The following is a 21,662-nucleotide window of genomic DNA, read 5'->3' as shown; positions in this document are numbered from 1 at the left end:
GCGGAGGCGTCACTCCTCGTCTTCGGCCGCGACCTCGGGCGGCTGCTGCGCCTGCACGCGCGCGATGACCGCGCTGATCACGTTCATCGCCCGCGTCAGCCGCTGGTCCACGTCGCCAGCCGCCGTCTCGACATGGCCGAGCCGCGCCATCGTTCCGTCGAGCTCGGCCGCAAGCCGTGCCCGGTCGTCCTGCATCAGCGCCAGTTCGGTCTCGAGATTGGCCCGGCCGCGCTCGGCCTCGACCCTGCGCCGTGCCGCCGCCTCCAGCTGTCCCAGCGCCGTGTCGAGGCGGGCCAGCGCATTGTCCAGCATCAGGCTCGCCACCATCGCTCTCCCTTCAGATCGAAGCCGGCTCACACGATTCGTGCCCGAATTTACAGCAGAAGCGCGGGAAGCGGGAATCCGGCCGCTCCTGAAACCGACGATTGCCAAGGGTTTGTCCACATGCGCTGAAGCGATGCTTGCGCAAACGCCGGCCGCAGGGCCGTTTTGCGCGACGAAACGAGCCTGCGAGAATTGACTCGGGTCCAGAGCCGGGCCTAATCCAGCCGTCCTTTCGAAGTCTTCTGCGACTGCCTTTGTCGGACGGCCCGCCCGCATCGCCCCGGACGGGAACCGGTCCGTCCCGCCCGCCAGACGGAGCCACGAGATCACCATGACCAGCATCGACCGCGCCCAGCACGACAAGCTCGCCAACGCCATCCGCGGCCTGGCGATGGACGGCGTCGAGAAGGCCAAGTCCGGTCATCCCGGCCTGCCGATGGGCGCCGCCGACGTCGCGACCGTGCTGTTCACCCGCGTGATGAAGTATGACGCCGCCGATCCGCGCTGGCCGGACCGCGACCGCTTCGTGCTCTCCGCCGGCCATGGCTCGATGCTGCTCTACGCCCTGCTCTATCTCACCGGTGTGCCCGGCATGGAGCTTGCCGATCTCGAGAAGTTCCGTCAGCTCGGCTCCAAGACCCCCGGCCACCCCGAGAATTTCGAGACCCCCGGCGTCGAGACCACCACCGGCCCGCTCGGCCAGGGCTTCGCGACCGCCGTCGGCATGGCGATGGCCGAGCGCATGCTCGCCGCCGAGTTCGGCAAGAAGGTCGTCGACCACCACACCTATGTGCTCGCCTCCGACGGCGACCTGATGGAAGGCATCAGCCAGGAGGCGATCGCCCTTGCCGGCCACCAGAAGCTGAACAAGCTGATCGTGCTCTGGGACGACAACGGCATCTCGATCGACGGCCCGCTGACCATCACCGACAATGTCGACCAGGTCGCCCGCTTCAAGGCCTGCGGCTGGCGCTCCGAGCGCGTCGACGGCCATGATCCCGACGCGATCGAGGCCGCGATCCGCCGCGCCCAGAAGTCGAGCAAGCCGACCATGATCGCTTGCAAGACCGTGATCGGCTTCGGCGCCCCGAAGAAGCAGGGTACCTCCAAAGCCCATGGCGAGGCGCTCGGCGCCGAGGAACTCGCCGCAGCCAAGAAGAACCTGGGCATTACCGGCGGCGCCTTCGAGGTCCCCGCCGATGTGCTCAAGAGCTGGCGCGAGGCCGGCAGGGCCGGCGCCGCCGCGCACCAGGACTGGAACGGTCGCTTCGCCACCCTCTCCGAACGCAAGCGCGGCGAGTTCGACCGCCGCCTCGGCCACGTCGTCCCGGCCAAGCTCGACAAGGCGATCCTCGCCCACAAGAAGGCCTTGATCGCCGCGCCGCAGGCCGTGGCCACCCGCAAGGCCTCGGAACTGGCGCTCGAAGTCATCACGCCGATCATGCCGGAGCTGGTGATGGGCTCGGCCGACCTGACGCCGTCGAACAACACCCGGACAAAAGCCGCCGAGGACTTCACCCCAAAGACCCCGAAGGGCCGCTATGTCCGCTACGGCATCCGCGAGCATGGCATGGCCGCCGCGATGAACGGCATCACGCTGCATGGCGGCTTCCGCACCGGCGGCGGCACCTTCCTGGTCTTCGCCGACTATGCCCGCCCCTCGATGCGTCTCGCCGCCCTGATGAGCCTGCCGGTCGTCTATGTCATGACCCATGACTCGATCGGCCTCGGCGAGGACGGCCCGACCCACCAGCCGGTCGAGCAGATCGCCAGCTTGCGCGCCATGCCGAACATGCGCGTTTTCCGCCCGGCCGACACGATCGAGACCGCCGAGGCCTGGCAGGCCGCGCTGGAACGGACCGACGGACCGACCGTTCTCGCCCTCTCGCGCCAGAACCTGCCCCAGCTGCGCACTGATGCCTCCGCCAAGAACCGCTCGACCACCGGCGCCTATGAATTGCTCGCGGCCGAAGGCGGCAAGGCCCAGGTCTCGCTCTTCGCTTCGGGCTCCGAGGTCGAACTTGCGGTTGCGGCGCGCAAGCTGCTTGCCGAGAAGGGCGTGCGCGCCCGCGTCGTCTCCGTGCCCTCGCTCGAGCTCTTCCTCGAACAGGACGAGGCCACCCAGGCCGCGATCATCGGCTCCGCTCCGATCAAGATCGCGGTCGAAGCCGGCGTCCGCTTCGGCTGGGATGCCGTGATCGGCCATGACGGCACCTTCATCGGCATGCACTCCTTCGGCGCCAGCGGCCCCTACAAGGACGTCTACAAGCATTTCGGCATCACCGCGGAGGCGATCGCCGACGCTGCGATGAAGAAGCATAACGGCTGATTCTCGGGCCTCCGGGCCGAAATCCCCGAGACAAGTCTTGCGTTCGGCCATGCTTTGGCCGAATTGCCCGCGTGGATAGCGACGGCTCAGGCCGGACGCACGGCTAAGGAGAGGAAGACATGACGGTGAAGGTGGCGATCAACGGCTTCGGCCGCATCGGGCGCAACGTGCTGCGCGCGATCATCGAGTCGAAGCGCAAGGACATCGAGGTCGTGGCGATCAACGATCTCGGCCCGGTCGAGACCAACGCGCACCTCTTCCGCTTCGACAGCGTCCACGGCCGCTTCCCCGGCACGGTGACGGTCTCCGGCGACACGATCGATGTCGGCCGCGGCCCGATCAAGGTCACCGCCGTACGCGATCCCAAGGATCTGCCGCACAAGGCGCTGGGCGTCGATATCGCGCTGGAATGCACCGGCATCTTCACGACCAGGGAGAAGGCCTCGGCGCATCTGGCCGCCGGCGCCAAGCGCGTGCTGGTCTCCGCCCCCTGCGACGGTGCCGACCTCACGGTCGTCTTCGGCGTCAACCAGCACGAGCTGACAAAGGACCATCTGGTCGTCTCGAACGCCTCCTGCACGACCAATTGCCTCGCGCCGGTCGTCCGCGTGCTCCATGACGCCGTCGGCATCGACAAGGGCTTCATGACCACGATCCACGCCTATACCGGCGACCAGCCGACCCTGGACACGATGCACAAGGACCTCTACCGGGCGCGGGCAGCGGCGATGTCGATGATCCCGACCTCGACCGGCGCCGCCAAGGCGATCGGCCTCGTCATCCCCGAGCTCAAGGGCCGACTCGACGGCACCTCGATCCGCGTGCCCACGCCGAACGTCTCGGTGGTCGACTTCAAGTTCATGGCCAAGCGCAAGACCTCGGTCGAGAAGATCAACGACGCCATCATCAAGGCCAGCAAGCGCGGCCCGCTGAAGGGCATCCTCGGCGTCACCGATCAGCCGAACGTCTCGATCGACTTCAACCACAACGCCAATTCCTCGACCTTCGCTCTCGACCAGACGAAAGTGATGGACGACAAGTTCGTCCGTATCCTGTCCTGGTACGACAACGAGTGGGGCTTCTCGAACCGCATGAGCGACACCGCTGTCGCCATGGGCGCCCTGCTCTGATCGAACTCTGAAGCGAGGCTGCGCTCCGGCGCGGCCTCGTCCGTTTCCGAACACGCTACGGAGAGCCCATGGCCAAGATCGAGCCGACCGTCACGCCCCCGGCCCCTGCCGAGGCGCCCGCCGTGACGACGCCCCCCGCCTCCGCCCCGGCCCCCGTCGCGCCGGCCCCTGCTCCGGCAACGCCGGCACCCGCACCGGCCGCAGCCTCGCCGGCTCCGGCGGCCGGACAGGCCCCCTCGGCTTCGGACCCGCGCAAGCTCGACCAGCTCTCCCGCATCGAGGAGAAGGCTGCGCGCATCGAGGAAAAATTCGCCCGCTACGAAGCGGTTCTGACGCGCGCGGAGGCCTCTCTGGAGCGCAGTGCCCACAAGGTCGACGCCGCCGCCGGCACCATGGACTTCGCCTCGATCCGCGGCGAGGTTGCCGCTCTGCGCAGCCGCGTCGACGCGACGCCGCGCGCCGGCACCCTGTTCATGACCGCGATCGTCACCGCGATCCTCACCGTCGCCCTCACGGTCCTCGTGCTGCGCTTCGGCGTGCCGGGCCTGTTCGGGAGTCTGCTGGTCCGATGAGCGCCTTCCGTCCCCTCGACGACGCCGACGTCGCCGGCAAGCGCGTCCTTGTCCGCGTCGACCTCAACGTCCCGATGGAGGACGGCAAGGTCAGCGACACCACCCGCATCGACCGCATCCTGCCGACGATCCGCGAGATCGCCGACAAGGGCGGCAAGGTTGTGCTGCTCGCGCATTTCGGTCGTCCCAAGGGGCGCGACGACAAGAACAGCCTGAAACAGGTCGTGCCGGCGCTGGCGCACGCGCTCGAACGCCCGGTGACCTTCGTCGAGGACTGCATCGGCGAGGATGTCGCCAAGGCCGTCGCGGCGGCCAAGAACGGCGACGTACTGCTGCTCGAGAACACCCGCTTCCACGCCGGCGACGAGAAGAACGATCCCGAATTCGTCAAGGCGCTCGCCGCCAATGGCGACATCTATGTCAACGACGCCTTCTCGGCTGCCCACCGCGCCCATGCTTCGACCGAAGGCCTCGCCCATGTCCTGCCGGCCTATGCCGGCCGCACCATGCAGGCGGAGCTGGAAGCGCTCTCCGCCGGCCTCGATAATCCCGCCCGGCCGGTGATGGCCATCGTCGGCGGCGCCAAGGTCTCGACCAAGCTCGACCTGCTCGGCAACCTCGTCAGGAAGGTCGATGTCCTCGTCATCGGCGGCGGCATGGCCAACACCTTCCTCGCCGCGCGTGGCGTCGATGTCGGCAAGTCGCTCTGCGAGCATGACCTCGTCGGCACCGCCCGCGAAATCGAGGAGAAGGCCAAGGCCGCCGGCTGCGAGATCCTGCTGCCCGTCGATGCGCTGGTCGCGCGCGAATTCAAGGCCCATCCGAGCTATCGCGTCGTGCCGATCGACGGCGTCGAGGCCGACGAGATGATCCTCGATGCCGGCCCGCTCTCGATCGCCGAGGTCGTGCTGCGGCTCGACAAGGTCAGGACTCTGGTCTGGAACGGCCCCTTCGGCGCCTTCGAACTGCCGCCCTTCGACACCGCGACGGTCGCCGTCGCCAAGGCGGCGGCGAAGCGCGTCAAGGCAGGCGAACTGGTGGCTGTGGCGGGTGGCGGCGACACGGTCTCGGCCATGAACCATGCCGGCGTCGCCGACGATCTCACCTATGTCTCGACGGCCGGCGGCGCCTTCCTCGAATGGATGGAAGGCAAGCCCCTTCCCGGCGTCGAGGCCCTGCGGAACGCATAGCCTTCCCAGGCGTTTATCATCGTCCGTCCCGGCAACGGGGCGGCCGTTTGCATTTTAAGGTTTTCGCCGCTTTGGCTTTGCGCAGGCGGCGCTTCCACACTACATCCTCCGACAGAACGCTTTGCCAAAGGGGAGTGCCATCGTGGCCCGTATCACGCTTCGCCAGTTGCTCGACCATGCCGCCGAGAACGACTACGGCGTGCCCGCCTTCAACATCAACAACATGGAGCAGGCGCTGGCGATCATGGCGGCGGCCGACGCCACCGACGCCCCTGTCATCATCCAGGCCTCGCGCGGCGCGCGCTCCTACGCCAACGACATCATGCTCAAGCACATGATGGACGCCGTCACCGAGATCTATCCGCATATCCCGGTCTGCGTGCATCTCGACCACGGCAACGAGCCGGCGACCTGCATGACCGCAATCCAGGCCGGCTTCACCTCGGTGATGATGGACGGTTCGCTCAAGGCCGACGGCAAGACGCCGGGCGACTGGGACTACAATGTCGGCGTGACCAGGACCGTCACCGACATGGCCCATCTCGGCGGCATCTCGGTCGAGGGCGAGCTCGGCGTGCTCGGCTCGCTCGAATCCGGCGAGGGCGAGAAGGAGGACGGACACGGCTTCGAGGGCAAGCTCTCCCACGACCAGCTCCTGACCAATCCCGATGAAGCCGTGAAGTTCGTCGCCGAGACCAAGGTCGATGCGCTCGCCATCGCCATGGGGACCTCGCACGGCGCCTACAAGTTCACCCGCAAGCCCGACGGCGCGATCCTGGCGATGCATGTCATCGAGGCGATCCACAAGCTGCTGCCGAACACGCACCTCGTCATGCACGGCTCGTCCAGCGTTCCGCAGGACCTCCAAGACGTCATCAACCAGTACGGCGGCAAGATGCCCCAGACCTGGGGCGTGCCGGTCGAGGAGATCCAGCGCGGCATCAAGCACGGCGTGCGCAAGATCAACATCGACACCGACAACCGCATGGCGATGACCGGCCAGATCCGCAAGATCCTGTCCGAGAACCCCGGCGAGTTCGATCCGCGCAAGTATCTGAAGCCCGCCATGGAAGCGATGACGAAGCTCTGCAAGCAGCGTCTCGAGGAGTTCAACACCGCCGGTCAGGCTTCGAAGATCAAGCGCGTCATCACGCTGGCCGAGATGGCCAAGCGCTACGCCAAGGGCGAGCTCGACCCGACCTTCGGCGCCAGGAAAGCCGCCTGACCGCACCGCGGAGGTCTGCGATGGAACGCCCGGCTCCGCGCCGGGCGTTTTGTTTTCTGGAGCTACCCTCCCTGCGCCGCACCGCTCGGAAATGCATCTGGCGGTCTTTCCGAGCGGCGCGATTTCTGATTCAACGGCGGGGCCCTCCCGCCTGCGATCACCTGCGGAACGCCATGTCGATTGTCTTCTCCGCCCTGGTCGCGGTCTTCGTCGGTTTCGCCGCCTCGGTCGCCGTCATTCTCCAGGCCGCACAGGCGCTGGGTGCCACGCCGGGCCAGACCGTGTCCTGGGTCGCGGCGCTGGCGATCGGCACCGCACTGCCGAGCATCTGGCTGTCCTGGCGCTATCGCATGCCGATGATCTGCGCCTGGTCGACGCCCGGCGCCGCCCTGATCGCCGCCGCCAGCGGCTTCGACATGGCCCAGGCGGTCGGCGCCTTCCTCCTCGCGGCCCTGCTGATGATGCTGACCGCCGCCTTCCGCCCGCTCGGCCGGCTGATCGAGCGCATCCCGATGCCGATCGCCTCGGCAATGCTGGCGGGCGTGATCTTCCGCTTCGTCGTCGCCGTCTTCGACGAGATGCGGCTGTCACCGTTGCTGGTGCTGCCCCTGCTGGCGATCTTCTTCCTGGCCCGGCTCCTCAACCCGTTTCTCGGAGTAGTGGCGGTGCTGATCGCCGGCATCGCCATCAGCTTCGCCGGCGGACTTGCCCATTGGCCCGTCGGGCCGCTCGCGCTGACCGGCCTCGAAATCGTCACGCCCCGCTTCGATATTGGCGCCATGTTCGGCATCGGCATTCCCCTCTACCTCGTGACCATGGCGGCACAGAACCTTCCCGGCTTCGCCGTGCTGCGCGCTGCCGGCTACAACCCTCCGACCGCGCCGGCCCTGTTCGCCACCGGCCTGGTTTCCCTGCTCACCGCTCCGTTCGGCGCACACATGTCCAATCTGGCGGCGATCAGCGCCTCGATCTGCACCGGCCCCGACACCCATCCCGATCCCGGCCAGCGCTGGAAGGCCGGCGTGATCTACGGCTTCGCCTATCTCGTCGTCGCCGGTTGCACCGGCCTGCTCATCGCGCTGCTGCTGGCGCTGCCGAAGGCGCTGATCGTGGCGGTCGCGGGCCTCGGCCTCGCGGGCTCCTTCACGGGCGCGCTCGGACAGGCCATGTCCTCCGACCGGGAGCTCGCCGCGGCCGTCGCCTTCGCGGTCGCCGCCTCGAGTCTTTCCCTTTTCGGCATCGGCTCGGCCTTCTGGAGCCTGATTGCCGGGCTTGCGGTCTTGACATTGGACTTCGCTGCGGGCCGTTTGCGCAGCCGATCATGACCACGCACTCCTCCCCCACCCGCCTGATGCTCGTCACCCCGCCGGTCGATGACGCCGATGCCATGGCCTTTCGCCTGATGCAGGCGATGGCTGGCGGCGACGTCGCGGCGATCCTGATCAGGCTCGCGCCCGGCGACGACCGCAGCCGGATCGAGCGCGTGAAGCGCCTCGCCGGCCCCGTTCAGGGCAACAACGTCGCCCTCATCGTCGAGGACAACGCATTGGTCGCCAGCCGTGGCGGCGCCGACGGCGTTCACCTCACCGGCGGCCCGCAGGCGGTCGCGGAGGCCCGCTCCAGCCTGAAGAGCGAACGGATCATCGGCGCCGGCGGCCTCAAGGCCCGGCATGACGCGATGGATGTCGGCGAAGCCGGCGTCGACTACGTGATGTTCGGCGAGCCGCGGGCGGACGGCAGCATGCCGCCCCTGCCGGCCGTCATCGAGCGGGCCGGCTGGTGGGCCGAGATCTTCGAGACGCCCTGCGTCGCCTATGCGCCGAACGCCGAGGCGATCGAGCCGCTGGTCGAAACCGGCGCCGAATTCGTCGCGCTCGGGCCCTGGGCCTTTGCCGAGGGGCAGGACATCCGCACCCTCGTCGAGACGGCGAACGCGGCCATGTCGGCCTGCGCGGCGCGGAAGGCGGCGCGATGAGGGGGCTGCGCCGCGGCGCCCTGCTGGCAGCGTTGCTCCTCCCGGCCCTGCCGGCGGGCGCCGCGCAGACCTTCGAGGACCTCGCCTACGGCGCCTATCAGGCGGGACATTACAAGCGTGCCCAGGTCGAGGCGCTGAAGCGCGTGGAGGCGGACCACGGCGACGCGGCAGCGATGACCCTGCTCGGCGAGATCTATCGCCAGGGCCTGGGCGTGGCGCCCGATCAGAAGGCCGCGACCGAATGGTACGAGCAGGCGGATGCGCGCGGCGACGTCAACGCCACCTTCGCGCTGGCGACCGAACTCCTCGATCCGAGCAGCGGCAAGCCCGACGCGGTCCGGGCCGGGCAATTGCTGGAGAAGGCCGCCGCGGCCGGCCATCCGCTGGCCAACTACAATCTCGCGCTCGCCTTGCTCGCGACCGGCAAGGAGGCCGATGACAGGCGCGCCGTCGCCTGTCTGGAGATCGCTGCCAGGGCGCAGATCGCCGATGCCATGCAGGCGCTGGGCGTCCTTGCCAAGCAGGGGCGCGGCATGCCGCAATCGGACGAGGCGGCCGCGCGCTGGATGGGGAAGGCCGCGGCGGCCGGCAATGTCCCGGCCGAAGTCGAGTACGCGATCATGCTGTTCAACGGCACCGGCGTGGCGAAGGACGAGGTCGCCGCCGGAAAGCTGTTCCTGCGCGCTGCCTATCAGGGCAACGCCATCGCGCAGAACCGTCTCGCCAAGCTCTACCAGTTCGGCCTTGGCATCGCGCCGGATACGATCGAGGCCGCCGCCTGGCACCTCGCCGCACGCTCCCAGGGCTTGAAGGACGCGGCGCTGGACGAGCTGTTCGACCGGCTCAACCCCGAGCAGAAAGCCCGCGCCGCCCGCATGGCGGCCTCCCGCATCAACAGCTTCGTCTTGACGGCGCCCTAAGAGCCGCGCAAGTGACGGCTCGCTATTTTCGCCGCGCGCTCCGCCGCCGCAGGCTCACCGCGCCCGCGGGCGCGCAAGAGGTAAGAATGATCCGCTCCCCGCTGATGACCGTGATGACCGACGCCGTGATGAAGGCGTCCCGCTCGCTGAAGCGCGACTTCGGCGAGGTCGAAAACCTGCAGGTCCTCGCCAAGGGGCCCGGCGACTTCGTCTCCAAGGCCGATCACAAGGCCGAGCAGATCCTGCGCGAGTCGCTGGAGAAGGCCCGCCCCGGCTACGGCTTCGTCATGGAGGAGAGCGGCGTCGTCCACGGCACCGACGAGAGCAACCGCTGGCATATCGACCCGCTCGACGGCACCCACAACTTCCTGCGCGGCATTCCGCACTGGAACATCTCGCTCGCCCTGGAGCGCGACAACCAGTTCATCGCCGGCGTGGTCTACGACGCCGCCAAGGACGAGATGTTCATGGCGGAGAAGGGCAAGGGCGCCTATGTCAACAACCGGCGCCTGCGCGTCTCCGGCCGCCGCGAGCCGGCCGAGATGCTGGTCGGCACCGGCATTCCCCATATCGGCAAGGGCGGGCACGGCCTGTTCCTGCGCGAGCTCGCCGCGGTGATGCCGCGCTTCGCCAATGTCCGCCGCATGGGCTCGGCCGCGCTCGACATCGCCTATGTCGCCGCCGGCCGCCTCGACGGCTATTGGGAGCGCGGGCTCAACACCTGGGACTTCGCCGCCGGCAGCGTGCTGATCCGCGAAGCCGGCGGCACCTTCGGCACGCTCGACGGCAAGCCCGTCACCGGCGCGAAGGACGTGATCTGCGGCAACGAGGCTTGCGAGCAGGCCCTGCGCGCGGCGCTGAAGACGGCGGCCGCATAAGCGGCCCCGCGCATTCGCCCTTGATCCCGGCCTTCGGGAAGGCGACAGTCTGCGGCGCGATCCGAGGCGAACGGAAGACGAAGCATGGCGAATGAGGATCTGGCGGCCGACGAGATCGCGGCCGCCCCCCCGCGAGAGGACACCCGCTTCTCCCGGCCTCTCCGCTATGTCGTCCGCGCGCTGGTCTTCCTGGCGCTGATCGGCTTCCTCGGCTTCATCCTGCAGCAGGGCCTGATCAAGGCCTTCATGACCAATCCCGGGCTGAACGGGCTCATCGCCGGTGCTTTGCTCGTCGGCGTGCTCGTCGCCCTGCGCGAGCTCTGGCGCCTCTCCAGCGAGGCGCGCGCCGCGACCCGGCTGGCCGCCGCGCCGCGCCATGCCGACATCCGCCGGGGCGAGGTGATCGCGCCGCTCGGCTCGGTCCTGCCGGCGCTCGATGAGGGCACGCTGGCGCCGTCCCAGGCCAGCACGATCGTCGAATCGATCGCGGTCAGGCTCGACGACGGCCGCGAGGTGCTGCGCTACCTCGCCGGGCTGCTCGTCTTCCTCGGCCTGCTCGGCACCTTCTGGGGGCTGCTCGAAACGGTCGGCTCCGTCGGCGGGGTCATCAACTCGCTGCGCACCGGGGCGGAAGCCGGCGTGCTGTTCGACGATCTCAAGGCCGGGCTCTCGGCGCCGCTCGCCGGCATGGGCCTGTCCTTCTCGTCCTCGCTCTTCGGCATCGCCGGCTCCCTGATTCTCGGCTTTCTCGACCTGCAGGTCGCGCAGGCGCAGCGCCGCTTCCGCAACGAGGTCGAAAGCTGGCTCGGCAGCCGCACCGCCCTGCCCGGGCTGGCACCGCTGCAGCCCGGCGGAAACCCTCTCTCGGAGCGGTTCGACGCGCTGAGCGCGGCGATGGTCGACGGCACCGCCAACAACCGCGCCGCGACCCAGGCGCTGGCCAATCTCGCCGAGGGCATCCAGGGTCTCGTCCAGCACATGCGGGCCGAGCAGCAGATGATCCGCGACTGGGTCGAGGCTCAGGCCTCCCGCGAGAAGGAGTTGAAGCGACTGATCGAGCGCCTCACCGCCGACCAGATCACCGAGCCATGATGCCCGACCGCAGGCCCCCGACGGCAGGAACCTGACGATGGCCCTTTCCCGCGCCCACCGCCGCGAGGACGTGAATTTCTGGCCCGGCTTCGTCGACGCGCTCTCGACGATGCTGATCGGCATCGTCTTCCTGCTGACGGTCTTCGTGCTCGGCCAGTTCTTCCTGTCGCAGGAGATCACCGGCAAGGATACCGCGCTGGAACGGCTGAACAGGCAGATCTCGGAACTGACCGACCTGCTCGCGCTGGAGCGCTCCTCCAACCGGCAGGCGCAGGAAAGCCTGCAGCTCATGCAGTCGACGCTCGCCCAGTCCCAGGGCGAGCGCAGCAGGCTTCAGGGCCTGCTCGACGGCCAGCAAAGCGGCAATGCCGGCGCCCAGCTCGCCGAGACGCAGAAGGCGCTGGAGAGCGAGAAGCAGCTTTCGGCGCGCGCCCAGGCGACCGTCGACCTGGTCAACCAGCAGATCACCGCGATGCGCCGGCAGCTCGCGGCGCTCGAGGAGGCGCTGGCCGCCTCCGAAGCCAAGGACAAGGAGTCCCAGGCCCGCATCGCCGATCTCGGCTCGCGCCTCAACGTCGCGCTGGCGCAGCGGGTGCAGGAATTGGCGCGCTACCGCTCCGACTTCTTCGGGCGCCTGCGCCAGGTGCTCGGCACGCGGCCCGACATTCGCACGGTCGGTGACCGTTTCGTCTTCCAGTCCGAGATCTTCTTCGATGCCGGCCAGGCGGTGCTGAAGCCCGAGGGCCAGGCCGAGCTCGACAAGTTCGCCACCGTCCTGCTCGATCTCGCCAAGGAAATGCCGCCGGACCTGCCCTGGATCCTGCGCGTCGACGGTCACACCGACAACCGCCCGATCAAGACCGCGCAGTTCCCATCGAACTGGTATCTCTCCTCGGCCCGTGCGATCGCCGTCGTCGAATACCTGATCTCGCGCGGCCTGCCGACCGACCGCGTCGCCGCGACGGGCTTCGGCGAATACCAGCCGCTCGACGTCGCCAACACCGACGAGGCGCACCGGCGCAACCGGCGCATCGAATTCAAGATCACGGAGCGCTGACGCCATGGTTCGCCGGCTGGCCGTCGCGCCTCTGCTCGCTGCCTGGGCGCTGGCCGCGACGCAGCCGGCGCTGGCCGAGCCGCGCGGCAGCAGCGTGGAGCAATGCGGCGCCTGCCACGGTCTCGACGGCATTGCGCGCGATACCGAGGTGCCGCACCTCGCCGGGCAGAACGAGCGCTACCTCTTCAACCAGATGATGGCGTTCCGCTCCGGCAAGCGCCAGCATAAGGAAATGCGCTACATGGCGCGCGCGATGTCGGTGCAGGAGATCGCGGCGCTCGCCGCCTACTACGCCGCGCTGCCGCCGCGCTGAGGCGACGGAAACGGGCGCCGCCACGCTTGGATCGGCGCTTCGCTTGCGAACGACGTCGCGGCCCCGACGAGGCCCTACGCCGCTTCCAGCCCGAACTGCAGCGCCGCCAGCCGCGCATAGAGCCCGCCGCGCGCCTTGAGCTCGGCATGGGTCCCCTGCTCGACGATGCGCCCCTCCTCCATGACCAGGATGCGGTCGGCAGAGAGGATGGTCGCCAGCCGGTGCGCGACGACCAGCGTGGTGCGCCCCTGCATCAGCCGGTCGAGCGCGTCCTGCACCGCCCGCTCGCTTTCGGAATCGAGCGCGCTCGTCGCCTCGTCGAGCAACAGGATCGGCGCGTCCTTCAGCACGGCGCGCGCGATGGCGAGCCGCTGGCGCTGGCCGCCGGAAAGCGTGACGCCGCGCTCTCCGACGATGGTGTCGTAGCCTTGCGGCAGCTCTCGGATGAACGTGTCGGCCGCCGCAAGCCGCGCGGCGTCCTCGACCTCCGCCTGCGTCGCCTCGGGCCGGCCATAGGCGATGTTGTCCCGAACCGAGACACCGAAGACCGTCGGCTCCTGCGGCACCAGCGCGAAGCGCTCCCGCCACGCCGCCGGATCGGCCTCCGGCCCGGCGACGCCATCGACCATCACCCGCCCGCCCTGCGGATCGTAGAAGCGTAGCGCCAGCTGCAGCACGGTGCTCTTGCCCGCTCCCGAGGGACCGACCAGGGCGATCCGCTCGCCGGGCCGGACGGCGAAGCTCAGATGATGCAACGCCGAGGTCTCGCGCCCGGGATAGCTGAAGGAGACGTCCTCGAAAGCAAGCTCTCCCAGCGAAGGCTGCGGCATCGGCTTCGGATGCGGCGGGGCGGCGATGGCGGGCCTCAGCGCCAGGATTTCGCCAAGCCGGCCCGAGGCGCCGGCCGCGGCGCTGATATCGCCGTAGACCTCCGAGAGCTGGCCGAGCGAGCTTGCCGCCAGCACCGCATAGAGGATGAACTGCGACAGCCGCCCACCGGTCATGCGGCCGTCGAAGACCTCCGTCGCCCCCGTCCACAGCACCCAGACGACGCTGGCCGAGACGAGGAAGATCGCCACGCCCGAAAGCAGCGCCCGCGAGGCCGTCGCCTCCCGTGAGGCGCCATAGGCCTCGTCGGACGCCGCCTCGAACCGCGCAGCCGTCTGCGGAGCGGCACCGAAGGACTGCATGGTGCGGATGGCGCCGACCGCCTCCGCGGCGAAGGCGGAAGCCTCGGCGAGGCGGTCCTGGGCAGCCCGCGCCCGCCGCCTGACCGAGCGGCCCGACATCACGAGCGGAATGACGATCAGCGGGATCACGCCGATGACGATGGCGGAGAGCCGCGGGCTCGTCGCCACCATCAGGCCCAGAGCGCCCAATGCCATAATCGCATTGCGCAGCGCGATGGAGGCGGTCGAGGCGAAGGTCGACTTGATCTGCGTGGTATCGGCAGTGAGGCGCGACACCAGGTCGCCTGCCTTGCTGGAATCGAAGAAGGCAGGCTCGAGCCGCGTGAGGTGCCGGAAGACGTCCGCGCGCAGCGAGGCCACGATGCGCTCGCCGACCGTCATCACCAGGTAGAACCGCGCCGAGCTTGCCAGCGCCAGCACTGCGACCACCCCGATCAGCAGGATGAAATAGCTGTTCGCAAGCTGCCGCTCGCCGCCCGCGAAGCCGACATCGATCACGCGACGGACCGCGACCGGCAGCACCAGCGTCGACAGGGAGGCGACGACGAGCGCGACCAGCGCCGCGGCGATCCGCCGCTTCTGCGCCCGGGCATACGGCCAGAAGGTGGCGAGCGAACGGAGATCGGGCCGTGCCTTGCTGGTTTTGTCCTCGGTTTCGGCCACGCGCTGGAACTCCTGCTGCGACCGCGCCGCTGCAGGCGCGTCTTTGGAAGGATAGCAATCTTCGGCAGCGGTGAAAGCCGATCGGGCGAGGCTTGGCAAATGCCGCATCGCCGCAGGCACCTCCGCTGCGAGCCGAACTTGCGCTGCGCCCGCGTCTGCGATATGTGCACGCGACTTCACGACAGGCTCATCCGAATTCTTTCGACGGGCCGGGCAGGCTCGCCTGCTTGTCGATGCGCCCGTTTTTTCGAGTTTCGAGGATTTCGCCATGGCCAAGACCGGCATCCACCCCGACTACCACACCATCAAGGTCGTCATGACCGATGGCACCGAGTACCTGACGCGTTCGACCTACGGCAAGGAAGGCGACACGCTGAACCTCGACATCGACCCCAAGACCCATCCGGCCTGGACCGGCGGCACGCAGCATATGCTGGACCGCGGCGGCCGCGTCTCGCGCTTCAACTCGCGCTTCGGCGGCCTGGGTGCGATCGGCAAGAAGTGAGTCGAGGCGGCCGCCAGGCCGCTTCCTCCCGAGAAACGAAGAACCCGGCCTCGCGGCCGGGTTTTTTGTTTCGGTGCCACCGTCACGCGCGGGCGGAGCGAAGGGCAGATCCGAGAAGCGCGCCCTGAAAGCGCGCCTTTCCGGCCTGCGATGCTCGGGGCAGGCCCGGCCATGATGGCCCGGACCCTGCCTTAGCTCCGCAATCCCAGCCGGGCCTGCAGGCTGGCAAGCTGGTCCTGCACCGGGTTCGCCTTAGCCGGCAGCGGCGCGCTGCCCGACATCTGCTCCTCGAGATGGCGGATGCGGGCCTGCAGCCGCTGCGAATGCTCCATCAGCCGGCGCAGTCGCTCAGGCAGCCGGGCGACGATGTGCTCGGCCGGCGGGATCATCGGGTCGCCGATCTTGACCTTGCTATGCTCGGCGCGCGCCTGCTCGGCTGTCATCTCCCCTTCGGCCACGGCGCGCTGGACCAGCAGCCAGGAAGCGATCTGCATCAGCCGCGTCGTCAGGCGCATGCTCTCCGTGGCGTAGGTCAGCGCGACCTCGCGGGGCAGCGCCGCCGATTCCTTGCGGCCCTCGCCGTCGAGATATCCGGCCGTCTCCTCGACCAGCCCCATCCCTTCGCGGAACAGCGTCATGAAGGCCTCCGAGCGAACGAAGCCGCGGGCGAAGGAGATGGCTCCCTCCTGCGACGGCGGCTCGAGCAACTGGGCATCGTTCATGCGGTGTCTCCCATCGGCACAATCGCGTGCGCGTCTGGAACGCCACGCTGACTATGCCTCCGACGTCGCAAGGATAGCGCCGTTAACGATGTCGGGCGCCGGTAGCATGTCGTTAACCTTAACGGAGCTACGAACCCTGTGGCGAGAACAAGGCGGCCTGCCGACGCTCTCTCCCGAGGCATGAAGCCCGGAACAAAAAAAGAGCCGCCAAAGGCGGCTCGTGAAGGTCAACAGGGAGGCGTCAAACAGAGTAGGCAGGAGCCACTCGACATCCAGACAAACTGGATGGTCAGATTCATACTTTGGAATCTTTAACGACCTCTTAACGGGGGCGCGCTCGCACGCGTCTTTTCAGGCCGGCCGCCGAAAAAAGGCATCTGCTGCGGCGCGCGAGGCACTCTTTCCCGCCCGCGCCTCGACGAGCCGTTCGATCTCGGCCTTCAGCGCGGCGATCCGTACCTCGATCTCCTCCAGCGACAGCATCGACAGATCCTGCCCGATCTCGTGGACGGTCTTCGGCTTCGGGCGGTCATCCTCCGGGAATAGCGACATCGCAGCCTCGCTCTCATCAAACACGGCGCGGCAGGCTAAACATCTCCGACCGGCCTAGCCAAGCTGCGCCGCAACATCTCGCAGGAGAGATCATGACCGACATTCCCCAGACGATGATCGCGATCGGCATCGCCACTCCCGGCGGGCCGGAGGTGCTGAAGCCGCAGACTCGCCCGGTGCCGCAACCCGGTGCGGGCGAGATCCTGGTCGCGGTCGCGGCCGCCGGGGTCAACCGGCCCGACGTGCTGCAGCGGCAGGGAGGCTACAACCCGCCGCCCGGCGCCTCGGACATTCCCGGCCTCGAGATCGCCGGCACCGTGGTTGCGCGAGGCGATGGCGCCGGCCGCTTCGCGCTGGGGGACAGGGTCTGCGGCCTCGTCGCCGGGGGCGGCTACGCCGAATATGCCGTGGTGCACGAAAGCAATGCCTTGCCCGCGCCGGCCGGGCTTTCGCTGACCGAGGCCGGTGCCATCCCCGAGACCTTCTTCACCGTCTGGACCAACGTCTTCCAGCGCGGACGGCTGCAGGCCGGCGAGAGCTTTCTGGTTCATGGCGGCTCTTCCGGCATCGGCACCACCGCGATCCAGCTCGCCAAGGCTTTCGGCGCGACCGTGCTGGCCACGGCCGGCTCGGATGAGAAATGTCGGGCCTGCCGCGACCTCGGCGCCGACCATGCCATCAACTACCGCACGGATGACTTCGTCGCGGCGGCGAAGGCGGCCACGGATGGAAAGGGCGTCGACCTGATCCTCGACATGGTCGGAGGCGACTATATCGACCGCAATTACGAGACCGCCGCTGACCAGGGCCGCATCGTCCAGATCGCCTTCCTCAACGGCCCCAAGGCGACGGTCAATTTCAGCCGGCTGATGCTGAAGCGCCTCGTCCACACCGGCTCGACGCTGCGCCCCCGCACCGTCGCGGAAAAGGCGGCCATCGCCGCGGAACTGCAGGCAAGGGTCTGGCCGCTGCTCGAGGCCGGGCGCTGCAAGCCGCTGATCAACGCGACCTTCCCGCTGGCGGAGGCAGCCGAGGCCCACCGGCTGATGGAGTCGAGCAGCCATATCGGCAAGATCGTGCTGACGGTCTAGACCGTCCAGGCCTCACGCTTTTCGTGGACACCCGCCTCGCCCTCGCCTATAAGGCGCGCCATCCTGCTCATCGTCGATGATTTGGATGGCCGGCCGGGGAGGCCGGTCGGCGCATGAGAGCTATTGTCCGCGATCGAAGCCCTGCCGAGCCTTGCGAAGGCGCCGGGGCATTTCAGGAGACGCCCGTGTCACAAACCCCGCTGATGCCCAAGGCCACCGCAGTCTGGCTGGTCGAGAACACCTCGCTGACCTTCGAGCAGATCGCAGAGTTCTGCAAGCTGCACCCGCTCGAAGTGCGCGGCATCGCCGATGGCGAGGTGGCGGCCGGCATCAAGGGCCTCGACCCGATCACCTCGGGCCAGCTCACCCGTGAGGAGCTGGAGCGCGCCGCCAACAACCCGAACCATCACCTGCGCCTTGCCGAGCGCAAGGTGAAGGTTCCGGAGATCAAGCGCACCAAGGGGCCGCGCTATACCCCGGTCTCCAAGCGCCAGGACCGCCCGAACGCGATCCTCTGGCTGCTGCGCAACCATCCCGAGCTCAAGGACGCGCAGATCATCCGCCTGATCGGCACGACCAAGTCGACCATCGCGCAGATCCGCGACCGGACCCACTGGAACGCCCAGCAGCTCACGCCGATCGACCCCGTCAGCCTCGGCCTGTGCTCGCAGATCGACCTGGATTTCGAAGTCGCCCGCGCCGCCAAGGACCGTCCGGCCGCTCTGGCCGAAGCTGGTTCGACCCTGCTTCCCGCGGAAGAGACCACCGCTCCGGCGCCCGCTCACAGCGAGACCCAGCCCTTCGCCGACATGAGCCGGCCGAAGCGCGAGGAAGAGCCGGCGATCGACGTCGATTCCGTCTTCGCCAAGCTGAAGCAGCTCAAGCGCCCGGCCGACGAGGACGACGAGGGCTGAGCCCGGCTCGGATCGTCACCGTCGGGCTCGTCCCGCCTCTCCGGCGTCTTCGCCGGTCGAAGGTCCTGCTCGGGACCTGGATGCTCGCCACAGGGCGGGCATGACCGGACAGGCAGGGTGCGCTACCCGATCCCCCTGCCCTTCAGCGCATTGCCGATCTCGCCCAGCACGCCGGCGTCCTCGATAGTCGCCGGCATCGCGTAGTCCTCGCCGTCGGCGATCTTCTTCATCGTCGCCCGGAGGATCTTGCCGGAGCGCGTCTTCGGCAGCCGCGCGACCGTCACCGCCAGCTTGAAGGCGGCTACCGGTCCGATGCGATCGCGCACCAGTGCGACGAGCTCGCGCTCGACCTGCTCGGGCGGCTGGCTGACGCCGGCCTTCAGCACCACGAAGCCGCAGGGCTGTTCGCCCTTGAGTGCGTCCCGGATGCCGACGACCGCGCACTCCGCCACGGCCGGATGGGCGGCGAGAACCTCTTCCATCCCGCCGGTCGAGAGCCGATGCCCGGCGACGTTGATGATGTCGTCGGTGCGGCCCATGATAAAGACGTAGCCGTCCTCGTCGATGAAGCCGGCATCCGAGGTGTTGTAGTAGCCCGGATAGGTCGCGAGATAGGCTTCCTCGAAGCGCGCATCATCCTGCCACAGCGTCGGCAGCGCGCCGGGTGGCAGCGGCAGCTTCAGAACGATCGCGCCCATCTTGCCGGGCTCGACCGGCTGCCCGCCCTCGTCGAGGCACTGCACGTCCCACCCCGGCAGCGGCACCGTCGGCGAGCCGTGCTTGATCGGCAGCAGCCCGAGGCCAAGCGGGTTGCCGACGATCGGCGAGCCGCTCTCGGTCTGCCACCAATGGTCGATCACCGGCACCTCGAGCAGGGCTTCGGCCCATTTCAGGGTTTCGGGATCGGCCCGCTCGCCGGCCAGGAACAGGGCCTTGAAGCGCGAGAGATCGTGGCCGGCGAGATGGCTGCCCTCGGGATCCTCCTTCCGGATCGCCCGGAACGCGGTCGGCGCCGTGAACAGCACCTTGACGCCATGCTCGGCGATGACGCGCCAGAACGCCCCCGGATCGGGCGTGCCGACCGGCTTGCCCTCATAGAGCACGCTGGTCGCGCCCTGGATCAGCGGCGCATAGACGATATAGCTGTGGCCGACGACCCAGCCGATGTCGGAGGCGGTGAACATCACCTCGCCGGGACCGACGCCGAAGAGCTGGTCCATCGTCGCTTTCAGCACGACCATGTGCCCGCCATGGTCGCGGACCACGCCTTTCGGGCGCCCCGTCGTGCCGGAGGTATAGAGGACGTAGAGGGGATCGGTCGCGGCGACCTCGACGCAATCCGCCCTGCGCCCGGCCGCCTTCGCGGCGGCCACCAGCGTGCGCCAGTTCCTGTCGCGCGTGGCGTGCATCGAGGCCTCGGCCTGCGGCCGCTGCAGCACGACGCAGGTCTCGGGCTTGTGCCTCGCCATCTCGATCGCGCCGTCGAGCAGCGGCTTGTACTCGACCACGCGGGTCGGCTCGATGCCGCAGGTGGCGGTCAGAACCACCTTCGGCTCGGCATCGTCGATGCGGGTCGCCAGTTCCTTCGCCGCGAAGCCGCCGAACACCACCGAATGCACCGCGCCGATGCGCGCGCAGGCCAGCATGGCGAAGACCGCCTCCGGCACCATCGGCATGTAGATGATGACGCGATCGCCCTTGCCGACGCCGAGCTCCTGCAGCACGGCCGCCAGCGTCGCGACTTCGTCGAGCATTTGGGCGTAGGTATAGCGCGCCTTCGCCCCCGTGACCGGGCTGTCATAGATCAGCGCGACCTGGTCGCCGCGCCCGTCGCGAACATGCCGGTCGAGCGCATTGAAGCAGGTGTTGCAGGTCGCGTCCGGGAACCAGCGGCCATAGACGCCGGCCTTCGGATCGAAGGCCCGCTCCGGCGGCCGGATCCAGTCGATGCCCTTCGCGATATCGAGCCAGTAGGCGTCCGGATCGGCCTGCCAGCGCGCATAGGTTTCGCGATAGGCCGAGGATGGGCGCGCGGAGGCCGCATGCGGGACATTCATCGGAAGTGTTCCTCTTCGCCGGGTTTCGCCCTAAGCCTCGCGGGCGGGCCGGCGGTTTCGCGTGGCGGTTTTGCCGGGAACCCTGCGCATTCCGCCCGCCTGGCGCAAGCATCGCCGTCTCAGACTTTCGCCCATCGCCCTGCTCGCAGGATCCGTCCTCGATGACCTTCGACACCGCCTTCTTCGCCGCCATGGTGCCGGCCGTCATCCTGATGGGGCTGTCGAAGGGCGGCTTCGCGGGCCTGGGCCTGCTCTCGCTGCCGTTGATGGCGCTGGTCGTCTCGCCGGTGACGGCGGCCGCGATCATGCTGCCGCTCCTCATCTCCCAGGATGTGGTGACGGTCTGGTCCTATCGCCGCGAATTCGACCTTCGCAACCTCGCGACGCTGGCGCCCGGCGCATTCGTCGGCGTGCTGGCGGGCTACCTCCTGGCCGCGAAGGTCTCGGATGCCGCGGTCGGGCTTGCCGTCGGCATCATCTCGATCGGCTTTGCGCTGCGCCGCATGCTGGGCGGCAACAGGAGCGCGACCGTCGCCACCAAGGCCCGCTGGGGCGCGGGCAGCGTCTGGGGGGTCGTCTGCGGCTTCACCAGCATGATCGCCCATGCCGGCGGACCGCCCTTCCAGATCTACGTCATGCCGCAAAAGCTGCCGCCGGCCGTCTTCGTCGGCACCGGCGCGATCTTCTTCGCCGCGATGAACCTGGTGAAGGTCATCCCCTATGTCGCGCTCGGCCAGTTCAGCATCCAGAACCTGACCGCCTCCGCCGCGCTGCTGCCGGTCGCCGTCGCGGCGACCTTCGCCGGCGTCTGGCTCGTCCGGCGCGTCCCGGCCGAGCGCTTCTATACCTATATCTACTGGTTGCTCCTGCTGGTCGGGGCGAAGCTCGTACTCGACGGCCTGCACGGGTTGCACATCCTCGGCTGAGCCCCCGCGCGATTGCGCCGCATCGGAAAAAAGGATG

The 21,662-nt window shown here is 68.6% G+C and carries 21 protein-coding genes; 16 read left to right on the top strand and 5 right to left on the bottom strand.

Annotated features, from left to right (window positions below; all coding sequences use genetic code 11):
- Nucleotides 1-9: 9 nt before the first annotated feature.
- Entirely contained in the window at nt 10-324 is a 315-nt protein-coding gene (locus BGO20_RS23185) for a DUF4164 family protein (protein WP_291667061.1), read from the bottom strand.
- Nucleotides 325-655: 331 nt separating this feature from the next.
- Here BGO20_RS23185 and tkt point away from each other — a divergent pair, with 331 nt between their 5' ends.
- The 12 genes from tkt to BGO20_RS23125 all read left to right on the top strand — a co-directional run bounded on the left by tkt (nt 656) and on the right by BGO20_RS23125 (nt 13,005).
- Nucleotides 656-2,653 (top strand): transketolase, encoded by a 1,998-nt coding sequence (tkt, locus tag BGO20_RS23180; protein WP_291664286.1) that lies wholly within the window; start codon nt 656-658, stop codon nt 2,651-2,653.
- A gap of 119 nt (nt 2,654-2,772) precedes the next feature.
- On the top strand, nt 2,773-3,783 hold the full coding sequence (gene gap / locus BGO20_RS23175) for a type I glyceraldehyde-3-phosphate dehydrogenase (RefSeq protein ID WP_291664285.1): 1,011 nt from the start codon (nt 2,773-2,775) through the stop codon (nt 3,781-3,783).
- A 68-nt stretch (nt 3,784-3,851) separates the two neighbouring features.
- Nucleotides 3,852-4,355, top strand: a complete 504-nt coding sequence (locus BGO20_RS23170) for a hypothetical protein (RefSeq protein WP_291664284.1) — start codon at nt 3,852-3,854, stop codon at nt 4,353-4,355.
- Nucleotides 4,352-5,545: a phosphoglycerate kinase gene (locus tag BGO20_RS23165; RefSeq protein ID WP_291664283.1), complete on the top strand. Its 1,194-nt coding sequence runs from the start codon at nt 4,352-4,354 to the stop codon at nt 5,543-5,545. Before BGO20_RS23170 ends, BGO20_RS23165 begins: the two co-directional genes overlap by 4 nt.
- A gap of 142 nt (nt 5,546-5,687) precedes the next feature.
- The gene (fba, locus tag BGO20_RS23160; RefSeq protein ID WP_291664282.1) at nt 5,688-6,770 is read left to right on the top strand and encodes a class II fructose-bisphosphate aldolase; all 1,083 of its coding nucleotides are present in this window, start codon (nt 5,688-5,690) and stop codon (nt 6,768-6,770) included.
- A 173-nt stretch (nt 6,771-6,943) separates the two neighbouring features.
- Nucleotides 6,944-8,095, top strand: coding sequence for a benzoate/H(+) symporter BenE family transporter (locus BGO20_RS23155; RefSeq protein WP_291664281.1), 1,152 nt, complete (start codon nt 6,944-6,946; stop codon nt 8,093-8,095).
- Nucleotides 8,092-8,745, top strand: coding sequence for a thiamine phosphate synthase (locus BGO20_RS23150; RefSeq protein WP_291664280.1), 654 nt, complete (start codon nt 8,092-8,094; stop codon nt 8,743-8,745). Before BGO20_RS23155 ends, BGO20_RS23150 begins: the two co-directional genes overlap by 4 nt.
- The gene (locus tag BGO20_RS23145) at nt 8,742-9,665 is read left to right on the top strand and encodes a tetratricopeptide repeat protein (protein WP_291664279.1); all 924 of its coding nucleotides are present in this window, start codon (nt 8,742-8,744) and stop codon (nt 9,663-9,665) included. The genes BGO20_RS23150 and BGO20_RS23145 overlap by 4 nt, the downstream gene beginning before the upstream one ends.
- Before the next feature lie 86 nt (nt 9,666-9,751).
- Nucleotides 9,752-10,543, top strand: a complete 792-nt coding sequence (locus BGO20_RS23140) for an inositol monophosphatase family protein (RefSeq protein WP_291664278.1) — start codon at nt 9,752-9,754, stop codon at nt 10,541-10,543.
- 84 nt (nt 10,544-10,627) lie between these two features.
- Nucleotides 10,628-11,635, top strand: coding sequence for a flagellar motor protein MotA (locus tag BGO20_RS23135; RefSeq protein ID WP_291664277.1), 1,008 nt, complete (start codon nt 10,628-10,630; stop codon nt 11,633-11,635).
- Nucleotides 11,636-11,672: 37 nt separating this feature from the next.
- Nucleotides 11,673-12,692, top strand: coding sequence for a peptidoglycan -binding protein (locus tag BGO20_RS23130; protein WP_291664276.1), 1,020 nt, complete (start codon nt 11,673-11,675; stop codon nt 12,690-12,692).
- Nucleotides 12,693-12,696: 4 nt separating this feature from the next.
- A complete protein-coding gene (locus BGO20_RS23125; RefSeq protein ID WP_291664275.1) occupies nt 12,697-13,005 on the top strand; it encodes a c-type cytochrome in 309 nt (102 codons plus the stop codon).
- Nucleotides 13,006-13,079: 74 nt separating this feature from the next.
- Here BGO20_RS23125 and BGO20_RS23120 read toward each other — a convergent pair whose 3' ends face one another.
- A complete protein-coding gene (locus BGO20_RS23120; protein ID WP_291664274.1) occupies nt 13,080-14,966 on the bottom strand; it encodes an ABC transporter transmembrane domain-containing protein in 1,887 nt (628 codons plus the stop codon).
- Nucleotides 14,967-15,126: 160 nt separating this feature from the next.
- Here BGO20_RS23120 and rpmE point away from each other — a divergent pair, with 160 nt between their 5' ends.
- Entirely contained in the window at nt 15,127-15,363 is a 237-nt protein-coding gene (gene rpmE, locus BGO20_RS23115) for a 50S ribosomal protein L31 (RefSeq protein WP_291664273.1), read from the top strand.
- A gap of 191 nt (nt 15,364-15,554) precedes the next feature.
- On the opposite strand, the gene rcdA is transcribed toward rpmE, so the two are convergent.
- Nucleotides 15,555-16,085 (bottom strand): protease adaptor protein RcdA, encoded by a 531-nt coding sequence (gene rcdA, locus BGO20_RS23110; protein WP_291664272.1) that lies wholly within the window; start codon nt 16,083-16,085, stop codon nt 15,555-15,557.
- A gap of 351 nt (nt 16,086-16,436) precedes the next feature.
- Complete coding sequence (locus tag BGO20_RS23105) at nt 16,437-16,637, bottom strand: DUF1192 domain-containing protein (RefSeq protein ID WP_291664271.1); 201 nt, start codon at nt 16,635-16,637, stop codon at nt 16,437-16,439.
- A 92-nt stretch (nt 16,638-16,729) separates the two neighbouring features.
- Between BGO20_RS23105 and BGO20_RS23100 the strand changes: the two genes are divergently transcribed.
- Together BGO20_RS23100 and BGO20_RS23095 are read left to right on the top strand one after the other, a co-directional pair.
- Nucleotides 16,730-17,728, top strand: coding sequence for an NAD(P)H-quinone oxidoreductase (locus BGO20_RS23100; protein WP_291664270.1), 999 nt, complete (start codon nt 16,730-16,732; stop codon nt 17,726-17,728).
- 185 nt (nt 17,729-17,913) lie between these two features.
- Entirely contained in the window at nt 17,914-18,642 is a 729-nt protein-coding gene (locus BGO20_RS23095; protein ID WP_291664269.1) for a DUF1013 domain-containing protein, read from the top strand.
- Nucleotides 18,643-18,764: 122 nt separating this feature from the next.
- Here BGO20_RS23095 and BGO20_RS23090 read toward each other — a convergent pair whose 3' ends face one another.
- Nucleotides 18,765-20,699: a propionyl-CoA synthetase gene (locus tag BGO20_RS23090; RefSeq protein WP_291664268.1), complete on the bottom strand. Its 1,935-nt coding sequence runs from the start codon at nt 20,697-20,699 to the stop codon at nt 18,765-18,767.
- A 161-nt stretch (nt 20,700-20,860) separates the two neighbouring features.
- Between BGO20_RS23090 and BGO20_RS23085 the strand changes: the two genes are divergently transcribed.
- The gene (locus BGO20_RS23085) at nt 20,861-21,625 is read left to right on the top strand and encodes a sulfite exporter TauE/SafE family protein (protein ID WP_291664267.1); all 765 of its coding nucleotides are present in this window, start codon (nt 20,861-20,863) and stop codon (nt 21,623-21,625) included.
- Nucleotides 21,626-21,662 lie beyond the last annotated feature (37 nt).

This window comes from Allobosea sp. 67-29 (assembly GCF_001898115.1).
Classification (GTDB): Bacteria; Pseudomonadota; Alphaproteobacteria; order Rhizobiales; family Beijerinckiaceae; genus Allobosea.
This window is presented reverse-complemented; position numbering and strand designations above follow the sequence as displayed.

What these genes read in the sequence shown, in the direction of transcription:
- BGO20_RS23165 (WP_291664283.1), top strand. Translation starts at nt 4,352, where the DNA reads ATGAGCGCCTTCCGTCCCCTCGACGACGCCGACGTCGCCGGCAAGCGC.
- BGO20_RS23170 (WP_291664284.1), top strand. Translation starts at nt 3,852, where the DNA reads ATGGCCAAGATCGAGCCGACCGTCACGCCCCCGGCCCCTGCCGAGGCG.
- BGO20_RS23130 (WP_291664276.1), top strand. Translation starts at nt 11,673, where the DNA reads ATGGCCCTTTCCCGCGCCCACCGCCGCGAGGACGTGAATTTCTGGCCC.
- BGO20_RS23120 (WP_291664274.1), bottom strand. Translation starts at nt 14,966, where the DNA reads ATGCGGCATTTGCCAAGCCTCGCCCGATCGGCTTTCACCGCTGCCGAA.
- tkt (WP_291664286.1), top strand. Translation starts at nt 656, where the DNA reads ATGACCAGCATCGACCGCGCCCAGCACGACAAGCTCGCCAACGCCATC.
- BGO20_RS23135 (WP_291664277.1), top strand. Translation starts at nt 10,628, where the DNA reads ATGGCGAATGAGGATCTGGCGGCCGACGAGATCGCGGCCGCCCCCCCG.
- BGO20_RS23105 (WP_291664271.1), bottom strand. Translation starts at nt 16,637, where the DNA reads ATGTCGCTATTCCCGGAGGATGACCGCCCGAAGCCGAAGACCGTCCAC.
- BGO20_RS23155 (WP_291664281.1), top strand. Translation starts at nt 6,944, where the DNA reads ATGTCGATTGTCTTCTCCGCCCTGGTCGCGGTCTTCGTCGGTTTCGCC.
- BGO20_RS23145 (WP_291664279.1), top strand. Translation starts at nt 8,742, where the DNA reads ATGAGGGGGCTGCGCCGCGGCGCCCTGCTGGCAGCGTTGCTCCTCCCG.
- rpmE (WP_291664273.1), top strand. Translation starts at nt 15,127, where the DNA reads ATGGCCAAGACCGGCATCCACCCCGACTACCACACCATCAAGGTCGTC.
- BGO20_RS23140 (WP_291664278.1), top strand. Translation starts at nt 9,752, where the DNA reads ATGATCCGCTCCCCGCTGATGACCGTGATGACCGACGCCGTGATGAAG.
- BGO20_RS23100 (WP_291664270.1), top strand. Translation starts at nt 16,730, where the DNA reads ATGACCGACATTCCCCAGACGATGATCGCGATCGGCATCGCCACTCCC.
- gap (WP_291664285.1), top strand. Translation starts at nt 2,773, where the DNA reads ATGACGGTGAAGGTGGCGATCAACGGCTTCGGCCGCATCGGGCGCAAC.
- BGO20_RS23125 (WP_291664275.1), top strand. Translation starts at nt 12,697, where the DNA reads ATGGTTCGCCGGCTGGCCGTCGCGCCTCTGCTCGCTGCCTGGGCGCTG.
- BGO20_RS23090 (WP_291664268.1), bottom strand. Translation starts at nt 20,699, where the DNA reads ATGAATGTCCCGCATGCGGCCTCCGCGCGCCCATCCTCGGCCTATCGC.
- BGO20_RS23150 (WP_291664280.1), top strand. Translation starts at nt 8,092, where the DNA reads ATGACCACGCACTCCTCCCCCACCCGCCTGATGCTCGTCACCCCGCCG.
- BGO20_RS23085 (WP_291664267.1), top strand. Translation starts at nt 20,861, where the DNA reads ATGACCTTCGACACCGCCTTCTTCGCCGCCATGGTGCCGGCCGTCATC.
- rcdA (WP_291664272.1), bottom strand. Translation starts at nt 16,085, where the DNA reads ATGAACGATGCCCAGTTGCTCGAGCCGCCGTCGCAGGAGGGAGCCATC.